Genomic DNA, 16,444 nt, shown 5'->3' on the forward strand with positions numbered 1-16,444 from the left:
CACGGCTACGGGATCCACGCCGCGAGGGCGTCGAGGATCACCCCGAGCCCGACTTCGAACTCGTCGCCGAAGTCGTAGCCGGGCCGGAGGATGTGCTCGGTCGCCATCTCGACGAGGTGGGGGTACTCCCCGGGGGAGAACCCCTGCATGATCGGTTCGGTGACCTCGGGAGCGGCGTCGGGGCCCTGGAAGGGCAGTGAGGCCTCCTGGAGCGCGAATCCGTACACGTAGCTGTCGAGCAGGGCGCAGGCGTGGGCGGTCATCTCCACCGAGAAGCCCGCCTCGCGCAGGGTGCCGATGGTCTGGTCGTGGTGTCGCAGCGTCGCGGGGCCGGGGGTGGCCCGTGACTCCAGGAGCCCGATCGCCCACGGGTGACGGCCCAGCACCCGGCGGGCCGAGGTCGCCCGCCCGCGCATCTCCGAGCGCCAGTCGCCGCCGGGTGAGGGCAGGTCCATCTCATCGAAGACCAGGTCGACGATGCCGTCGAGGATCTCCTCCTTGTTGGAGACGTAGTGGTAGACCGACATGGGCTTGACGCCCAGTTCCTGGGCGAGCGAGCGGATCGTCAGCGCCCCGAGTCCTCCCGCGTCGGCGACCGCGACGGCGGCGCGCAGCACCCGTTCGCGGCTGAGCGGAACCCGGTCCCGAGGGGCGCCGCTGACCGGCTTCGACACCTTTCCTCCCGGCGATAGCGCGTTGGTACTTAGTACGATACCTTCTTCGTACTAAGTACGAAGATTGCCTCCGGATACCCGTGAGGAAGGAAGTCATGTCGACGAGAACCGTCGGAAGAATCGTGGGAGCCCTGTTCCTGCTGGCGTTCGTCGCCTACATCGCGGGCGGCACCCTGGCCGGATCCGAGCCGCAGGCCACGGACACACTGTCCGCCGTGGCGGACAACCGGACGCGACTGTCGGTGGGAGCCCTGCTGATGCTGGTCAACTCCGCCGTCGTCCTCGGCATCGGAGTCCTGACGCTGCCCGTGCTGAGACCGCACGGCGAGATCTCCGCCTACGCGTACCTGGCCGGCAGGACGGTCGAGGCGGTGCTGCTCGCCGTCGGGATCGTCTTCCTGCTGCTTCTGGGACCGCTCGCCCAGGAGGCCGTCCACGCCACCGGGGACACCTCGGTCCTGTCGACGCTGGGGCGGATCGCGAAGGAGGGGAACCGGTACTGCTACCAGGTCGCGATGATCGCGGCCGGAGCCGTCGGCGTGCTGTTCTGCCGCGTGCTGTTCCGCGCGCGGCTGGTGCCCCGCTTCATGGCGGTGTGGGGACTGGCCGGCTATGCCGTCTTCCTGGCCGGGATGATTCTCGACGTCCTCGGCTACGGCGTCGGCGTGTTCCTGGCGGCCCCGGGAGGCCTCTTCGAGGTCGCCCTGGGAGTGCTGCTCATCGTGAGGGGCTTCGCCGCCGGAGCCCCCGGCGGACCGGTCGGCGACCCGCCGCCCGCCGCCACGGCGTCCCCCGCACCGCGCGTCGCCTGAGGAGACCCGCCACGAGGCGGGCGTCCGACGCCCCGCCCAGGCGATCCGCCCCACGCGGGTGAGGCGCGGCGGGTGCCCGCCGGCGGGGCGCGCGGCGAAGGCCGCTCCGCGCCTGTGAGGCGCGGGGCGGAGCGCCGGGCAGGAGAGACCCCGGGGCGGAGCTCCCCGGCAGGAGAGACCTCGAGACCGGAGAGGCACGAGGCCCCGCGACGTCACCGGGCCGAAGAGGAACGAGACGTCACGGGGCCGAGGAGGAACGAAAAAGGGGTCAGGCCCAGAGCTGGCCTTCGAGGCGCTCTTCGGCCTCGTCGAGAGTGCCCTCGTAGGCTCCGGTCGACAGGTACTTCCAGCCGCCGTCCGCCACCACGAACACGATGTCGGCGCGCTCGCCCGCCCTGACGGCCTTGTCCGCCATGCCGAGCGCCGCGTGCAGGGCGGCTCCCGTCGACACCCCGGCGAAGATGCCCTCGGTGGCCAGCAGCTCCCTCGTGCGCTTCAGCGCGGCTCCCGAGGAGACGGAGAAGCGGGTGGTCAGGACCTCGGGGTCGTAGAGCTCCGGGATGAAGCCCTCGTCGACGTTGCGCAGGCCGTAGACCAGCTCGCCGTAACGCGGCTCGGCGGCCACGATCCTCACGTCGGGGACGCGCTCGCGCAGGAAGCGGCCGACACCCATGAGGGTGCCGGTGGTGCCCAGGCCCGCGACGAAGTGGGTGACGGACGGCAGGTCCTCCAGGATCTCCGGGCCCGTCGACTCGTAGTGGGAGCGCCAGTTGGCCGGGTTGCCGTACTGGTAGAGCATCACCCAGTCGGGGTTCTTCTCCGCCAGGCCCTTGGCGACCCGCACCGCCTCGTTCGAGCCGCCGGCCGCCGAGGAGGAGATGATCTCCGCTCCCCACATGCGCAACAGCTGACGGCGCTCCTCGGAGGTGTTCTCCGGCATCACGCAGATCAGGTTGTAGCCCTTGAGCCGGGCGGACATCGCCAGCGAGATGCCCGTGTTTCCGCTGGTGGGTTCGAGGATCGTGCAGCCGGGCCGCAGGAGCCCGTCCTTCTCGGCCTGCTCGACCATCCACAGCGCCGGGCGGTCCTTGATCGAGCCCGTCGGGTTGCGGTCTTCGAGCTTGGCCCAGATCCGCACGTCCGCAGAGGGGGAGAGGCGGGGCAGGCCGACCAGAGGAGTGCGGCCGACCGAGTCGATCAGTGAGTCAAAGCGCATGGTGTGGGGCTTCCGCTCCGTGTTAACAAACGAGAAACATCAGCGTGGCCACCGCCTGAGGAGACGGTGGCCCACGCGCTGCTAGCGGGAGCCGCCCGCCACGGCCGGCAGGACGGTGACCGTGTCGCCGTCGGAGAGCGGGGTCTCCAGGCCGCCCAGGAAGCGGACGTCCTCGTCGTTGAGGTAGACGTTCACGAAACGGCGCAGCGCGCCCTTGTCGACCAGGCGGTCCTTCAGCCCGGGATGCCGGGAGTCCAGGTCGCCGATCAGCTCTTCCAGCGTCGCGCCCTTGGCGTCGACTGCCTTGGCACCGTCGGTGTAGGTGCGCAGGATGGTGGGAATGCGAACCTCGATGGCCATCGCGGGTCAATCTCCTCGTGTCGTCGTGCTGTCGTCATGGAGTGCTGCCCACCGGATCGGAACACCGGCGGGCGTGGAGGGATTCCAGAAGGGGTTGCCAGAACTGCCGGTCAGCGACAGTCGTAGACGACGACGGAAGGTGTGTGCGCGAACAGGAAGTTCTGCACGGGCGCGAGGCCCGCGTGCCGGGCCCACGCACCGGGACGTGAGAGCACGACGTCCTCCTGGCTAGGGTCGGCGATCACCATGGTGGCCAGTCTACCCAAAGGGGTCTTCTCCCTCACGGTCGTATCGTCCTCTGGGACGCGAATCACGACGCGGGACGCCCGAAGGGCCTTCCCGCGCGCCACACCGGTCACCCGGAGACGATCGTGACCTCCTCCTCGCTCACCACGCCGTCGAGGATGCGGTAGGACCGGAACTCGGCCTCCTCCCCCAGCTCCTCCCTGGTGGAGACCAGCACGTAGTGGGCGTTCGGCTCCGAGGCGTAGCTGATGTCGGTGCGCGAGGGGTAGGCCTCCGTCGCGGTGTGGGAGTGGTAGATGACCACCGGCTCCTCGTCGCGGTCGTCCATCTCCCGCCAGACGCGCAGTTGCTCCAGCGAGTCGAAGCGGTAGAACGTGGGCGACCGCTCGGCGTTCTCCATCGCGACGAACCGCTCAGGGGAGTCGGAGCCGATCGGCCCCGCGATCACGCCACAGGCCTCGTCCGGGTGGTCGGCCCGGGCGTGCGCGATGATCTTGTCAACCAGTTCCCGCGAGATCGTGAGCATGCCTGGAAGTTACCAAAGGGCACGGACGAGGGTGTCCTGGAGGTAGGTCAGCCAGTCGTAGATGACGTACGCCGGATAACGCGGGTCGTCCTCCGACATCCCGGCGAGCTCGTCGTAGACCTCCTCGGTCACCTCGAGGCGGATGCCGAGCGCCAGCCGCACGTCGTTCAGCGCGCGCATCCACGCCTGCGCCTGCTCGGGGGTCAGCTCGACCCGGCCGGGCTCCGCGCTGTCGAGCATGGTCTGCGCGTCGGCCCGCTTGCCGTCGCGCAGCGTCGCCTCGGTGTAGCGGCGGAACTCCGCCGACTGGTCCACGTCCTCGTAGGCCGAGGGGAAGAGCCTGGCCAGCACGGGGTCGGCCGACTGCTCCGACGGGCCGATGCCCAACGCGCGCTCCAGCGGGTCGTCCCCGGTCTCCCCCGGCTCGATCAGGCCCAGGATCTGGGAGACCAGAGAGCGCAGAATGGAGACCTCGGCAGCGTCGAAGACGGTGATGACACTGCCCTCGTGACCCCGCTTGAACCCCGAACTCACCGCTCGCTCACCACTCCCGCTCGTCTTCCCGGCCCTTCGGCGCACCCACTCCGCGCCTCGTCCCCGTGTCCGGCGTCCGCCCGGCGCCACGCCCGGTCCGGCCGCCCGCGTCGTCCACGGCGGCGTGCCCCCGCCGCGCCCCGCGCTCTCCCGATCTCCTGACCCGCGTCCGGCGGACCGGCACGCGCCGGGCCGCCCTCACTCACGAGTCCTGCTGCAGGGTGGCCCACAGTCCGTAGGAGTGCAGGATCTGCACGTCGCGCTCCATCTCCTCGCGAGTGCCGCTGGACACCACGGCCTTGCCCTTGCGGTCCACGTCCAGCATCAGTTTCTCGGCTTTCTCCCTCGAGTAGCCGAAGACGGTCTGGAAGACGTATGTGACGTAGGACATCAGGTTGACGGGGTCGTTCCAGACGATCGTCAACCACGGCAGATCGGGCCGCACGTCGATTGACGGACGCTCGACCTCCATTGGAGCGGTGCTACCCACATACACCAGTCTGCCCTACCGCGGGCTTAGTCTTCGACTCGTGACGATGAGCATGAGCAGGGCGTTGCTGACAGATCACTATGAGCTGACAATGCTGCAGGCGGCGTTGCGCAGCGGAGTCGCGTCGCGTCGCGCGGTGTTCGAGGTGTTCGCCAGACATCTGCCGGACGGACGACGGTACGGGGTGGTCGTGGGCACCGGGCGCCTGCTGGAGGCGCTGCGCGACTTCCGGTTCGGCGAGGAGGAGCTCGCCTTCCTCCGGGACAACCAGGTGGTGGACGCCCGCACCCTGGACTTCCTGTCCGGATACCGCTTCTCCGGCGACCTGTACGGCTACCGCGAGGGCGAGTGCTACTTCCCCGGCTCCCCCATCGTGACCGTCGAGGGCACCTTCGCCGAGGCCGTGCTGCTGGAGACGGTGATCCTGTCGATCCTCAACCACGACTGCGCGATCGCCGGAGCGGCCTCCCGCATGGTCCACGCCGCCGGGTCCAGACCGCTCATCGAGATGGGCTCGCGGCGCACCCACGAGATGGCCGCGGTGGCCGCCGCCAGGGCCGCCTACGTGTGCGGGTTCGCCTCGACCTCCAACCTGATGGCCGGTCACGCGTACGGCGTGCCGACCGCCGGGACCGCGGCCCACGCGTTCACGCTGCTGCACGACTCCGAGGAGGAGGCCTTCCAGGCCCAGATCGACTCCCTCGGCGCGGGCACCACGCTGCTGGTCGACACCTACGACGTGGCCGAGGCCGTACGGACCGGCGTCGAGCTGGCCGGACCCGACCTCGGCGCGGTCCGCCTCGACTCGGGCGACCTGGCCGAGGTCGCCCACGCGGTCAGGAAGCAGCTCGACGCGCTGGGCGCCCACAAGACACGGATCATCGTCACCAGCGACCTGGACGAGTACACCATCGCGGCGCTGGCCGCCGCCCCCGTCGACGGCTACGGCGTCGGCACCTCGCTGGTCACCGGCTCGGGGGCGCCGACCGCGGCTCTGGTCTACAAGCTCGTCGCCCGTGAGGACGCCGAGGGGGTCATGCGGCCCGTGGCCAAGAAGTCGGTGGGCAAGCCCAGCCGGGGCGGGCGCAAGCACGCCTTCCGCAGGCTCGACGCCTCGGGAACGGCCTCCGCCGAACTGGTCACCGTCTCCGGCGACCGCCCGGCCGACAGCCGCCCCCTCCAGGCCGAACTGGTGCGCGGCGGGGAGATCGTCGGCTGGGAGGAGCTGGACGCCGCCCGCGAACGGCACCGGCAGGCGGTGGCCGAGCTGCCCTCCACCGCCCGGCAGCTGGCCCGGGGCTACGAGGCCATCCCGACCGTGTTCGACCGGTGAGCCGGGTTCGCGTCCCCGCCGCGCCGCGTGAGGCATGCCCGGCGCCGAATCCCTGGTCAGCCCCTCGGTGATCACGCGGTATGCGGCACGAAACCTCGAAATCGGGACACCAGGCCCGCCGGTCGCCGCCTCGGCTGTGGCCGACGGGTCTCGTGACGACGCCTTCTCTGGGTCACGAGACCGCTTCAGCCGTGTTTGACTGACTTCTATGGCAACCGCGCTGATCATCGTCGATGTCCAGAACGACTTCTGCGAGGGCGGCAGCCTGCCGGTCGCCGGCGGCGCGGAGGTCGCCGCCGCCATCTCACGGCACGCCGCCTCCCATGACTACGACCACGTCGTGGCCACCCGCGACTTCCACGTGGATCCCGGCCCCCACTTCGCCGACGCCCCCGACTACTCGAGCTCATGGCCCGCCCACTGCGTGGCCGGGACTCCGGGCGCGGACTTCCATCCCGCCTTCGAGACCGCCAAGGTGGAGGAGGTGTTCAGCAAGGGAGCCGACAGCGCCGCGTACAGCGGCTTCGAGGGCAGCGCCCCCGACGGCACGAGCCTGGCCGACTGGCTCTCCCAACGGCAGGTCGAGTCGGTCGACGTCGTCGGCATCGCCACCGACCACTGTGTGCGCGCCACCGCGCTGGACGCGGTCGCCAACGGGCTGGCCGTACGGGTGCTGCTGGACCTGACGGCGGGGGTGTCCAGACCCACCACCGAGGCGGCCCTGACCGAGCTGGCGTCCGCCGGAGCCCGTCTCAGCGGCGAACCGGTGGTCCGGTAATCCGGCTCCAGAGTCACGTCATGAAACCTCCAAAACGGTAACCACCCCGCGCGGCAGGAGTATCACGGAGAGTCGTAACCCTCTGACCTCGTGCCCCATGGTGGTGACCGCACATGTTCGCGCTCGGTTTCTCGTGGCTGGTTCTGGCCCCGCTGTGCCTGTGGCTGCTGTTGCGGGGCCGGGGCTCGGTCAGGCTCGGCGGCGTGTTCGCGCTGGTCGGCCTCGAGGCGGCCACGATCTGGGTGAGCGGCTCCGTCCATGCCGGCCCCTGGACCGTCGGCACCGTCGAGGCCTCGCCCCACGCCGGCTCCGCCCAGACCTCACCCCACGCCTACGCCTCCGCCCAGACCTCACCCCACGTCAACGGCTTCGGCCAGGCCGCGTCACCCGTGCCCTCGGCGGCGGTCCTGCCGGTGACGGCGCCGGCGACACCGGGCGGAACGGAACCCGGCGGAGGCATGACACCGGGCGGAACGGAGCCCGGCGGAGGTGTGACGCCCGCCGCCGGGAGAGCCAGGGGGCGGGCGACCGCCTGCGCGACCCGGCTGCCCGTCCCCGAGCGTGTGTCGCTGCGGCGACGCGACGGCGAGCTCCGCGCCCTGACCTTCTTCTGGGAGGCCATGCCGGACGAGTGCGGCACCGTGACGGCCGTGGTGCGCCGCGCGAACCGCGGGGTCAGGGTCTGGCTGCACGAGGGCCCCGTACGGCACAGGCCCGCCGACGCCCGCGTGCTTCCGGTGAACGTGGCGGGCGGGGTCGCGTCCACCCGGGTGCGCCTGACACCGGCGCCCGCCGCGGGGGCGTTCGAGGTGGTCGACGGCCGCTCCGGCAGGCCGATCGCTCCCATGAGGCCGACCGGCCCGAACTCGTCGTCCCGCTGACCAGCCGCCCGCCGGACCGCCCGCCCGCCGATCCCTACCCGGTCACCACCGGACCGCCCGCCCGCCGATCCACACCCGGCCGCCACCGGTCCGCCCGTCCCCCCGATCCCTACCCGGTCGGCGGGACAGCGGGTCAGGACCGCTGGGTGGCCCAGTGGCGGATCTTGGCGATCCGCTCCTGGACCTGCTCCGCTGTGGCCTGCGCGATGGCGGGCCCCCCGCACGCCCTGCGGAGCTCAGCGTGGATGACGCCGTGCGGCTGGCCGGTGCGGTGGTTCCAGGCCCCGACCAGACCGTTGAGCTCCCGCCGGAGGTTGGCGATGAGCTCGTGCGGGGAGAGCTGGGGCTCCTTGGGTTCCGGGTTGTTCCGCTTGGCCTTGAGCTGGTCGGACTGGCGCTTGCTCAGCAGGGTCCGCACCTGGTCGGGCTCCAGCAGACCGGGCAGTCCGAGGAAGTCCTCCTCCTCGGGAGAGCCCGGCTCCGCGGCGGTGCCGAACTCGCCGCCGTCGAACAGGACGCGGTCGAAGGTGGCGACCGCCTCCAGGGTCTCGAACGGCAGCTCGTCACCGAGGACGTCAGGGTTGTCCTTCTTGCGCTGGGCGTCGTCGAGCAGGAAGTCGTCCAGCCCCTCCTCGGGCAGCTTGCGGTCGAGCACGTGGTCGCGCTCGGCCTCCATCTCCCCGGCCAGTCCCATCAGGGTCGGCACCGAGGGCAGGAAGACCGAGGCTATCTCCCCCCGCTTGCGTGCCCGGACGAACCGGCCGACCGCCTGGGCGAAGAACAGCGGCGTCGAGATGCTCGTGGCGTAGACCCCGACGGCCAGGCGCGGGATGTCGACGCCTTCGGAGACCATCCGGACCGCGACCAGCCAGCGGTCCTGGGCCGCGGAGAACTGCTTGATCTTCTTGGACGCCTCGGGGTCGTCGGAGAGCACGACCGTGGCGCCCTCACCGGTGATCGCGCGGATGTGCCTGGCGTAGGCGCGGGCCGTCTCGTGGTCGGTGGCGATGACCAGGCCGCCCGCGTCCGGCACGCCCCTGCGCACCTCGGTCAACCGCCTGTCGGCCGCCTGGAGCACCTGCCTGATCCAGTCGCCCTTGGGGTCGAGCGCCGCCTTCCACGCCTGGCCGAGCTGGTCCTTGGTGAGCGGCGTGCCCAGCGTCGCGGCGATCTCGTCGCCCGCGCGGGTCCGCCAACGCATCTCGCCCGCGTAGGCCAGGAAGATCACCGGCCGGACGACGCCGTCGGCCAGGGCGGGGCCGTACCCGTAGGAGTAGTCGGAGACGCTGCGCCGGACGCCCTCGCCGTCCTCGGCGTAGGTGACGAACGGGATCGGGTTGACGTCGGACCGGAACGGCGTGCCGGTCAGCGCCAGGCGTCGGGCGGCGGGCTCGAACGCCTCCCGAACTCCGTCGCCCCAGGACTTCGCGTCGCCCGCGTGGTGGATCTCGTCGAAGATGACCAGCGTCTTGCGCGCCTCGGTCCTGGCGCGGTGCAGCGCGGGGTGCATCGAGATCTGGGCGTAGGTGACGGCCACCCCGACGTAGTCGCGTGAGGTCGCGCCCTGGCTGTTCTTGAACTCGGGGTCGATGGCGATGCCGACCCTGGAGGCGGCGTCGGCCCACTGCTGCTTGAGGTGCTCGGTGGGTGTGACGATCGTCACAGCCCGGATGATCCCGCGCGACAGGAGGTCGCTGGCGATGCGCAACGCGAAGGTCGTCTTGCCCGCGCCCGGCGTCGCGACCGCGAGGAAGTCACGCGGCTCACGCCTGGAGTACAGGTCAAACGCCTCCTGCTGCCACGCGCGCAGCTTCGGCGCGGTGCCCCAGGCGGCACGGTCCGGAAACGAGGGGGACAGGTGGGAGGCGGCGAAAGTACTCACAGTGTCCTCAGCGTAATCGCCACCGCCGTCAAGACGTGCCGATCGGACGAGATCCTCGTCAAGGTCGTCTCCGCGTGCTAAGGATCTTCACATCCGGATACGGCTTCGCCCTCCGAGCCTCCTCCCCACCGTCGTCCATGTCCTCTCTCCGCCCGCGAACAGGCCAGGAAGGGCCCGTCGCCGCGCTTGGTCGGCGAGGGGGAGACCGGCGGGTCCACCCGTGCGGCGGGCCGGGAGCACGCCGGTGCGACCGTGTGACACGGTGTCCGCGTGTCGGCGCACGGACGCCGCCCGGCGCCGTGGCCGGGAACGTCCACCGGGTCACGCGCCGTTCGAAGACGCCGAACACGTCCGTGCCGGCACTCGCCGTACCGGCGCCTGAGAACGCCACGAACCCGGTGAGGACACGCGGGCGCCGTCTAGCGGATCCCGGCTATCACCGTGTCGATCGCCGCCCGCAGGCGGGGGTCGTCCGGCTGGGACACGCCGACCACGACGACCGGCCGCCTCCCCTGCCCCGTGAGGAGGACCAGTTTGAGGTAGGCGGGGCGGTTGACCACGTCGCGATACTCCGCGCGCAGGGAGCGGCTGTGCCCGGTCCGTCCTCCCACGGTGACCGCCCTGTCGTCCACGACCTTGACCTCGTCACCGTGGAGCAGCAGCCGCCCGTACAGGTCGGCGAGTTCGGCCGCCCTCTTGCGCGCGTCGGTGACCGGGTCGGCGGGCCCGGTCATCACCGTCACCTTTCCGTCGCCGCCCGCCATCGAGGTGAACCCGGTGACCGGAGCCACCGCGCCGACCCTCCAGCCCGCGGGCAGCGGATAGCCCACGCCCGCGACGGGGTCGTCGACCCTGGCGGGTCCTGAGGCGCTCGCCTGCCGGTGCGGAACCTGTTCCAGCAGGAGCGGGGGGACGAAGACGGCGACCCCGTAGCCGATCGTGAGGCCTGCCACCGCCGCGACCAGCCCCACCAGCAGGCGCCGCAGGCGTCCCGCGGCCTTGCGGGGAGGCGGGGCCGCGGGCGCGCCGTACCAGCGGGCCGAGGGCGGAAGCTCGTCCTGTGGGGCGTCGTCGTTGAGCGGCCACGGCCGGTGGACCTCCCACACGGACTCCTCAGGCCATATCTGGTCCTCGTCGCGTCTCGGCTTCGCCGAGGAGCGCCCGCGCCTTCCCACGCGCCCCCAGACCGCCCAGCGCCGGTGGTCCTCCCCGCGGAACTCCTCGGACGTCCATTCCCGCCGGTCGTCGTCCGCGGGCCCCTCGGACACCCAGCCCGAACGGTCTCCGCCCTCCGGCACCCGCCCCGGACGGTCGCCGCCCTCCACGGACCCCTCTGACACCGAGTCCGGACGGTCGCCGCCGTCCACGAGCCCCTCTGGCACCCGTCTCGGGCCGCCGCCATCCACGGACCCCTTGGACGCCCGGTCCGGGCGACCGTCGTCCACGGGGTCCGAGGAGGTCCCCGTGGAGCCGCCCGTGGAGTCGTCGGCGGGGTCCTTCGCAGGACCGTCCGTCCAGGCGTCGGCGAGCTCCCCCGGTCCTCGTCTCCCTCGGCCGGTCTCCCGCTCGGCCGTTCCCCAGGGGGAGGCGCGGTGCTGGCCCCCGCGTGGGCGTCTCTCCGGCGGCCAGACATGGCGGCCGTCGTCGTCCGGCGGTTGCCGCGGCGACCAGACCAGACGGTCGCCGTCGTCGTCCGAGCCCTCCGGCGCCCGCGATCCGGCGGCGTCACCGCCGGGCGTCCGGGGCTCTCCCACACGGCGGGCGTCCGTGAAGGGCGTTCGCGGCTCTCCCACACGGCGGGCGTCCGCGGCGGGCGTCCGCGGCTCTTCCGGGACGTCGCCTCGGGCGGGCCCCTCGGGTCGCCAGGGCCGCAGCACGCCGTCCGGCTCCGTCTCACCGCCGGCCTCGGCGTCTCCACGGGGACCGGGTGTGCCGCCCCCGTAGGACGCGCCCGCTCCTGACAGGGGGCCCGCCTCGGAGGTGGGATCCGTTTCGGACGGGGCGCCCGTGTACGGCGGAGCGTCGGCACGCGGCGCGGCCTTCCCCCCGGGACGCGACGGCGTCCCCGCCTGGGGCGAGCCGTCCTGAGGGGGACCGTCCTGAGGGGGAACCTCGTAGGAGGGCGCCGCGTAGGGCGGAGCCTTGACCCGGGACGGCGGCGCCCCGTACGGCGCGGCCCCGCGGCGTCCCCTCCTCGGGGATCTCTCCGCCCGCGCGCGGAGCGCGTCGAGCCCCTCGTCCTCGACGGACTCCTCAGGCGGCCAGGCCCGATGATCGCCGTCGTGGCCGGGCTCATGCGACGGCCACACCTGGCGAGGTCGTTCGTCCACGACGCCTGCCCTCCCGGTGGTCACGGTCCTACCGTCCTACCATGCCCGCCCGGGCACGGTCCGGCTATAGGTGATCGTCGTTACCGAAGGGACGAATGAGTCAGGAGGTCTCTCTCATGCGCCCGGCGACGACCACCCCCAGCACGCCGATCGCCGCCGTCAGGGCGACGATCGTGGTGTAGCCGGTGGCGATGTCGTCGTGGCCGATCACATTGATCAGGACTCCGCCGAAGCCGATCGTGAGCGCGCTGCCCAACGTGTCGACGACCTGGAGGGCGGCGGAGTTCGCGCCCTGCTCGGCGTCGGGTGACTGACGCATCGCGGTGATGTTGACACTGGTCACGCCGATGCCCATGCCGAACCCGGCGACCACCCACGCGGGCACGGTGACCCAGCCGGGGACTCCGGGCACGAGCGCGAGGAGCGTGAGCAGGATGCCGGTCGTGACCGAGGCCACACCGAGCCGTACCAGCAGGGAACGGTTGAAGTCGCGGCGGGTCTGCAGGTAGGCGCCGGTCGACCAGCCCAGCGCGCCGGTGGTGAGCGCCACCCCCGCCTCGACGACCAGGTAACCGCGCACCTCGGTGAGCATCAGCGGGATGTACGAGTTGACGCCGAAGAACGCCGCGGAGAGCACGCCGCGCATCATGATGGTGGTCGGCAGGCCCCTGCCGAACGCGAGCGCCCTGGGAGGCAGCAGCCTGGGCAGGCCCGCGGCCAGGGCGACCAGCCCGATCGCGGTGGCGATCCAGCCGGGCACCGGGGCGAGGTGGAGCCGGTCGACGCCGTACAGGAGGACCCCCGCGCCGATCGCGGTCGCCGCCGCCGCCAGCGTCATCGCCACGGGCCGGGAACGGGGCCCGCCCGCCGTCCCGTTCGCGGTGCCGCCCGGTGTTCCGTCAGCCTCTCCGTCGGCCGTCACAGCCGCCGCGCCGTCCGTGCCGCCGTGAGCCGGATCCTCCGGGGCAGGCGCCTCGCGCAGACGCAGCGCGGGCAGGAGCATCAGCATGGCCGGGACCACCAGCGGCACGATGCCGAAGAAGACCCACCGCCACCCGACCGTCTCGGCGATGAGCCCGCCGAGGGCGGGCCCGATCAGGGCGGGCAGCACCCAGGCCGCCGACAGGACGGCGAACACCTTGGGCCTGGCCGCGGGATCGTAGACGCGCGCGATCATCACGTAGATCGCCACGACGACGCCGCCGCCGCCGAATCCCTGTACGGCGCGCGCCACGACGAACAGTTCCTTGGTCCCGGCCACGCCCGCGAGGATCATGCCGACGACGAACAGGCCCACGCCGAACAGGAACGGCAGGGCGTGACCCCGCCGGTCGGCCCAGAGCCCGGCGACGACGTTGGCGAACAGGCCGGTGATGAGAAAGACGGAGAGGCTCATGCCGTACAGGTCGAGCGCGTCGAGGTCCTTGGAGACCGCGGGCATCACCGCGCCGATGGACATGCCCTCGAAGGCGATCAGTGTGACGACGAGCAGGATGCCGAGAGAGGCGGCGCGGTAGGTCGGACCGAAGATCCGAGGGGATTGGTATGGAGCGTCAAGCGTCTTCGGTACTGTCACCTGTCAAGGGTAGTGCCGGCCTGACTCCCCGGTACGCGGCCCACATCTCGTGCATCCTGACCGCCTGACCCGCGGTGAACTCCGACATGCAGCGGTCCTGGGCGTAGTCCATGAAGTTGTGGATCGGGTCGGAGCCACCGCCCCTGCAGGTGTCCTTGCGCGTCGGGCAGCCCTCGGTCGGCACTCCCTCGGGCGGGGTGTCCGCGACCGCGTCGCCCGGCGGCTCGCAGCCGTTCTCGAAGGTGTGCAGCAGGCCGAGCCAGTGGCCGATCTCGTGGACGGCGGTGAACCCCCGGTCGAAGTTCCGCAGCGAGCCGCCGGGCAGCGTGCGCCAGTCGACGACCACGCCGTCGAGCTGCGGCTCGCCGCCGTACCAGTAGGGATAGGTCGAGTAGCCGAGGACCAGCTCGCCGAGCTGGGCGACGTAGAGGTTGAGGGTCTCCGCTCCGCCTCTGCGCATCTGCTTCATCGACCGCTCGAAACCGAGCGGGTTGCGGAACATGGCGGGGTCGTCGGTCCTGGTGATCCCCTCAAGGCGGAACCTGACGCCGGTGTCCGCGCCGCCGTACTGACCGCCGTAGGCGGCGTTGAGCGCGGCGATCTGGGCGCGCACCGCGCTGTCCTGCGCCCCCAGCAGGCCGTCGGTGGTGACGTGCACCCAGGTGGGGACGGTGATGGGCGTCGGCGAGCCGCGCCGCGCCCTCGACAGGCGCCGCCTGAGGTCGGCGAGCATCTCGGCGGCCTGCGCCGGGCTCGGGGCGTACGGCTCCGCCCCTCGTTCCGGCGTGACGACCCGCGCCCCGGCGTGACACACGGCCACTCCGGACACCCCGGCCGCGACGGACCCCTCGGGCACGGCGTTCGCCTCGGCCTCCCCCGAAGCCACCGCCGGGGTTTCGATCAGCCCCGAAGCCTTCGCCGGTGTTCCGGCCGACTCCGAGGCCTCGGGCACGGCGGAGGCCTCGGCCGTCTCGGTCGCGGCGGCGGCCGGGACGGCGAGCGCGTGAACAGCGCCCGCTGTGAACAGGCACGCCGAAACGACGGCGATCGCACGCCGAGCCATGCACTCCCCCGAGATGTCATGTTCGCTGGCCGACCGTCGCCTCGCGGCGACATCCCGACCGTAACCTCATCGGCGGCGATCACTCATGAACAACACTCACTCGTTGTTGTTGTCTTCGCCCTTGGGCAGCCCTTCGTAGATCTCCTTGCACTCGGGGCAGACCGGGAACTTCTGGGGATCCCGGTTCGGCACCCAGACCTTGCCGCAGATCGCGCGCACCGGGGTGCCGGTGAACGCGCTCTCCATGATCTTGTCTTTCTCGACGTAGTGGGCGAACTTCTCATGGTCGCCGTCACCGTGCGAGAGGTCGGGGCGGATGTCGCTCTCTGGGAGAATCTTCGTGCTCACCCTGTCGATTTTATGCCCGCGCGGCCCCGGGTCCGGATCCGACGCCCGCGAGTGTCGCGAGTCCGGCGGTCCAGACCCTGCGCGAAGACGCCCGGAGCCGGGGGTTCGCCGGGAAACAGCAGACGAATCGGTCCCTCATCGGCTCGCATGATCCGTCACCGAGGGGGAAGGTGAGTCTCGGTGCGAGCACGCGCACCGCCGTATCGCCAGAGCCCCTCGCCCGGCTCTCCGGCACGGGACGCCCTCCGCCGACCGCTGAGGACCTCTCCCTTCGGAGACTCCGGATTCGGGCACTTCGGAGCCGGACGCCCGAAAGACGTGACACGGGCGGCAGGGGCCGGCGGTTCACTCCCCGCCGGACGACGCGCGGGCTCACCGCGGACCGGCGACGGTCCATGCCGGCGCCGGACGACCGCGATGCCGTACGGCATCCGTGACCGGCGTCCTCCGTGCCCGGCCCGCCCGGGACGGACCGTCTTCCGGCTCCCGGTCCGGAGCGCCACAACGCACAGGACCTGCGACGTAGGAGGGCACGATGCCCGATCCGCACAACGCGAGCGTGTTCTTCGTCGGCAACGCGACCACGCTGATCCGCTACAACGGTCTCACCCTGCTGACCGACCCCAACTTCCTGCACCGCGGCCAGCGGGCCTACCTCGGCCACGGCCTCAGCTCCAGACGGCTCACCGACCCGGCGATCGACGTCGACGAGCTCCCGCCGCTGGACGCCGTGGTGCTGTCGCACATGCACGGCGACCACTGGGACAGAGTGGCTCGCAGAGGCCTGGACAAGAGCACTCCGATCATCACGACCCGTCACGCGGCGCGTCGTCTCAGACGCCAGGGCTTCGGCCAGGTCGTCGGCCTGGACACCTGGCACGACCACGAGCTGCACAGCGGGGACCACACGGTGAGGATCACGGCGCTGCCGGCCCGGCACGCGCCCGGACCCGCCCAGATGCTGCTGCCGCCCGTCATGGGCAGCATGCTGGAGTTCTCGGGGGCCGACGAACGCGTGGAGCTCCGCCTGCACATCAGCGGCGACACGTTGATGGACCGGCGCCTGTCGGGGATTCCCCGCCGCTTCCCCGACATAGACGTGGCCATCGTGCACCTGGGAGGGACGAAGCTCCTCGGAGTGCTGAAGGTGACCATGGACGGTGAGCAGGGAGCACGCTGGACCCGCCTGATCGATCCGCGGACCGTCCTGCCGGTGCACTACGACGACTACACCGTCTTCACCTCGTCGCTGGACGACTTCCGGCGCCACATCGAGCGAGCGGGCCTGGAGGACAGGGTTCGGTACGTCGCCCGCGGTGAGACATGCTCGCTCCCGGTACGGCCGATGGCCGGCGGAACTCCGTGAGCGAGCGGCACGATCGCGCTCCGGCCGCC

Annotated in this window: 17 protein-coding genes; 5 read left to right on the forward strand and 12 right to left on the reverse strand. The window is 71.6% G+C overall.

Annotation, left to right across the window (positions count from 1 at the left end):
• Positions 1-5 precede the first annotated feature (5 nt).
• The gene (locus tag PKF00_RS07035) at positions 6-674 is read right to left on the reverse strand and encodes a TetR/AcrR family transcriptional regulator (protein ID WP_271216551.1); all 669 of its coding nucleotides are present in this window, start codon (positions 672-674) and stop codon (positions 6-8) included.
• 95 nt (positions 675-769) lie between these two features.
• Here PKF00_RS07035 and PKF00_RS07040 point away from each other — a divergent pair, with 95 nt between their 5' ends.
• A complete protein-coding gene (locus PKF00_RS07040) occupies positions 770-1,486 on the forward strand; it encodes a DUF4386 domain-containing protein (protein ID WP_271216552.1) in 717 nt (238 codons plus the stop codon).
• Positions 1,487-1,754: 268 nt separating this feature from the next.
• Here PKF00_RS07040 and PKF00_RS07045 read toward each other — a convergent pair whose 3' ends face one another.
• The 6 genes from PKF00_RS07045 to clpS all read right to left on the reverse strand — a co-directional run bounded on the left by PKF00_RS07045 (position 1,755) and on the right by clpS (position 4,840).
• Complete coding sequence (locus PKF00_RS07045; protein ID WP_271216553.1) at positions 1,755-2,702, reverse strand: PLP-dependent cysteine synthase family protein; 948 nt, start codon at positions 2,700-2,702, stop codon at positions 1,755-1,757.
• An 81-nt stretch (positions 2,703-2,783) separates the two neighbouring features.
• Positions 2,784-3,062 carry a MoaD/ThiS family protein gene (locus tag PKF00_RS07050; protein ID WP_271216554.1) on the reverse strand — a complete coding sequence of 93 codons (279 nt, stop codon included), beginning with the start codon at positions 3,060-3,062 and terminating at the stop codon, positions 2,784-2,786.
• A gap of 110 nt (positions 3,063-3,172) precedes the next feature.
• On the reverse strand, positions 3,173-3,310 hold the full coding sequence (locus tag PKF00_RS07055; protein WP_271216555.1) for a hypothetical protein: 138 nt from the start codon (positions 3,308-3,310) through the stop codon (positions 3,173-3,175).
• A gap of 107 nt (positions 3,311-3,417) precedes the next feature.
• Positions 3,418-3,834, reverse strand: coding sequence for a M67 family metallopeptidase (locus tag PKF00_RS07060; protein ID WP_271216556.1), 417 nt, complete (start codon positions 3,832-3,834; stop codon positions 3,418-3,420).
• A 9-nt stretch (positions 3,835-3,843) separates the two neighbouring features.
• Positions 3,844-4,368 carry a DUF2017 domain-containing protein gene (locus PKF00_RS07065; RefSeq protein ID WP_271216557.1) on the reverse strand — a complete coding sequence of 175 codons (525 nt, stop codon included), beginning with the start codon at positions 4,366-4,368 and terminating at the stop codon, positions 3,844-3,846.
• A gap of 202 nt (positions 4,369-4,570) precedes the next feature.
• Complete coding sequence (gene clpS, locus PKF00_RS07070; protein ID WP_425582240.1) at positions 4,571-4,840, reverse strand: ATP-dependent Clp protease adapter ClpS; 270 nt, start codon at positions 4,838-4,840, stop codon at positions 4,571-4,573.
• A 64-nt stretch (positions 4,841-4,904) separates the two neighbouring features.
• On the opposite strand from clpS, the gene PKF00_RS07075 reads away from it, so the two are divergent.
• The 3 genes from PKF00_RS07075 to PKF00_RS07085 all read left to right on the forward strand — a co-directional run bounded on the left by PKF00_RS07075 (position 4,905) and on the right by PKF00_RS07085 (position 7,850).
• Positions 4,905-6,191, forward strand: coding sequence for a nicotinate phosphoribosyltransferase (locus tag PKF00_RS07075; RefSeq protein WP_271217028.1), 1,287 nt, complete (start codon positions 4,905-4,907; stop codon positions 6,189-6,191).
• 208 nt (positions 6,192-6,399) lie between these two features.
• Complete coding sequence (locus tag PKF00_RS07080) at positions 6,400-6,969, forward strand: isochorismatase family protein (protein WP_271216559.1); 570 nt, start codon at positions 6,400-6,402, stop codon at positions 6,967-6,969.
• 113 nt (positions 6,970-7,082) lie between these two features.
• Positions 7,083-7,850, forward strand: a complete 768-nt coding sequence (locus PKF00_RS07085; RefSeq protein ID WP_271216560.1) for a hypothetical protein — start codon at positions 7,083-7,085, stop codon at positions 7,848-7,850.
• A gap of 133 nt (positions 7,851-7,983) precedes the next feature.
• On the opposite strand, the gene PKF00_RS07090 is transcribed toward PKF00_RS07085, so the two are convergent.
• The 5 genes from PKF00_RS07090 to PKF00_RS07110 form a co-directional block, all read right to left on the reverse strand.
• Positions 7,984-9,732 (reverse strand): DEAD/DEAH box helicase, encoded by a 1,749-nt coding sequence (locus PKF00_RS07090; RefSeq protein ID WP_271216561.1) that lies wholly within the window; start codon positions 9,730-9,732, stop codon positions 7,984-7,986.
• Between the two features lie 419 nt (positions 9,733-10,151).
• A complete protein-coding gene (locus PKF00_RS07095; RefSeq protein ID WP_271216562.1) occupies positions 10,152-12,086 on the reverse strand; it encodes a hypothetical protein in 1,935 nt (644 codons plus the stop codon).
• Positions 12,087-12,162: 76 nt separating this feature from the next.
• The gene (locus PKF00_RS07100) at positions 12,163-13,638 is read right to left on the reverse strand and encodes an MFS transporter (protein WP_271216563.1); all 1,476 of its coding nucleotides are present in this window, start codon (positions 13,636-13,638) and stop codon (positions 12,163-12,165) included.
• A complete protein-coding gene (locus PKF00_RS07105; protein WP_271216564.1) occupies positions 13,616-14,701 on the reverse strand; it encodes a zinc metalloprotease in 1,086 nt (361 codons plus the stop codon). The genes PKF00_RS07100 and PKF00_RS07105 overlap by 23 nt, the downstream gene beginning before the upstream one ends.
• A gap of 96 nt (positions 14,702-14,797) precedes the next feature.
• On the reverse strand, positions 14,798-15,049 hold the full coding sequence (locus PKF00_RS07110; protein ID WP_271216565.1) for a DUF3039 domain-containing protein: 252 nt from the start codon (positions 15,047-15,049) through the stop codon (positions 14,798-14,800).
• 535 nt (positions 15,050-15,584) lie between these two features.
• Here PKF00_RS07110 and PKF00_RS07115 point away from each other — a divergent pair.
• Positions 15,585-16,415 (forward strand): MBL fold metallo-hydrolase, encoded by an 831-nt coding sequence (locus PKF00_RS07115; protein WP_271216566.1) that lies wholly within the window; start codon positions 15,585-15,587, stop codon positions 16,413-16,415.
• The last annotated feature ends 29 nt before the right edge of the window (positions 16,416-16,444 follow it).

The organism is Streptosporangium carneum (genome assembly GCF_027922005.1).
Lineage (GTDB): Bacteria > Actinomycetota > Actinomycetes > Streptosporangiales > Streptosporangiaceae > Streptosporangium > Streptosporangium carneum.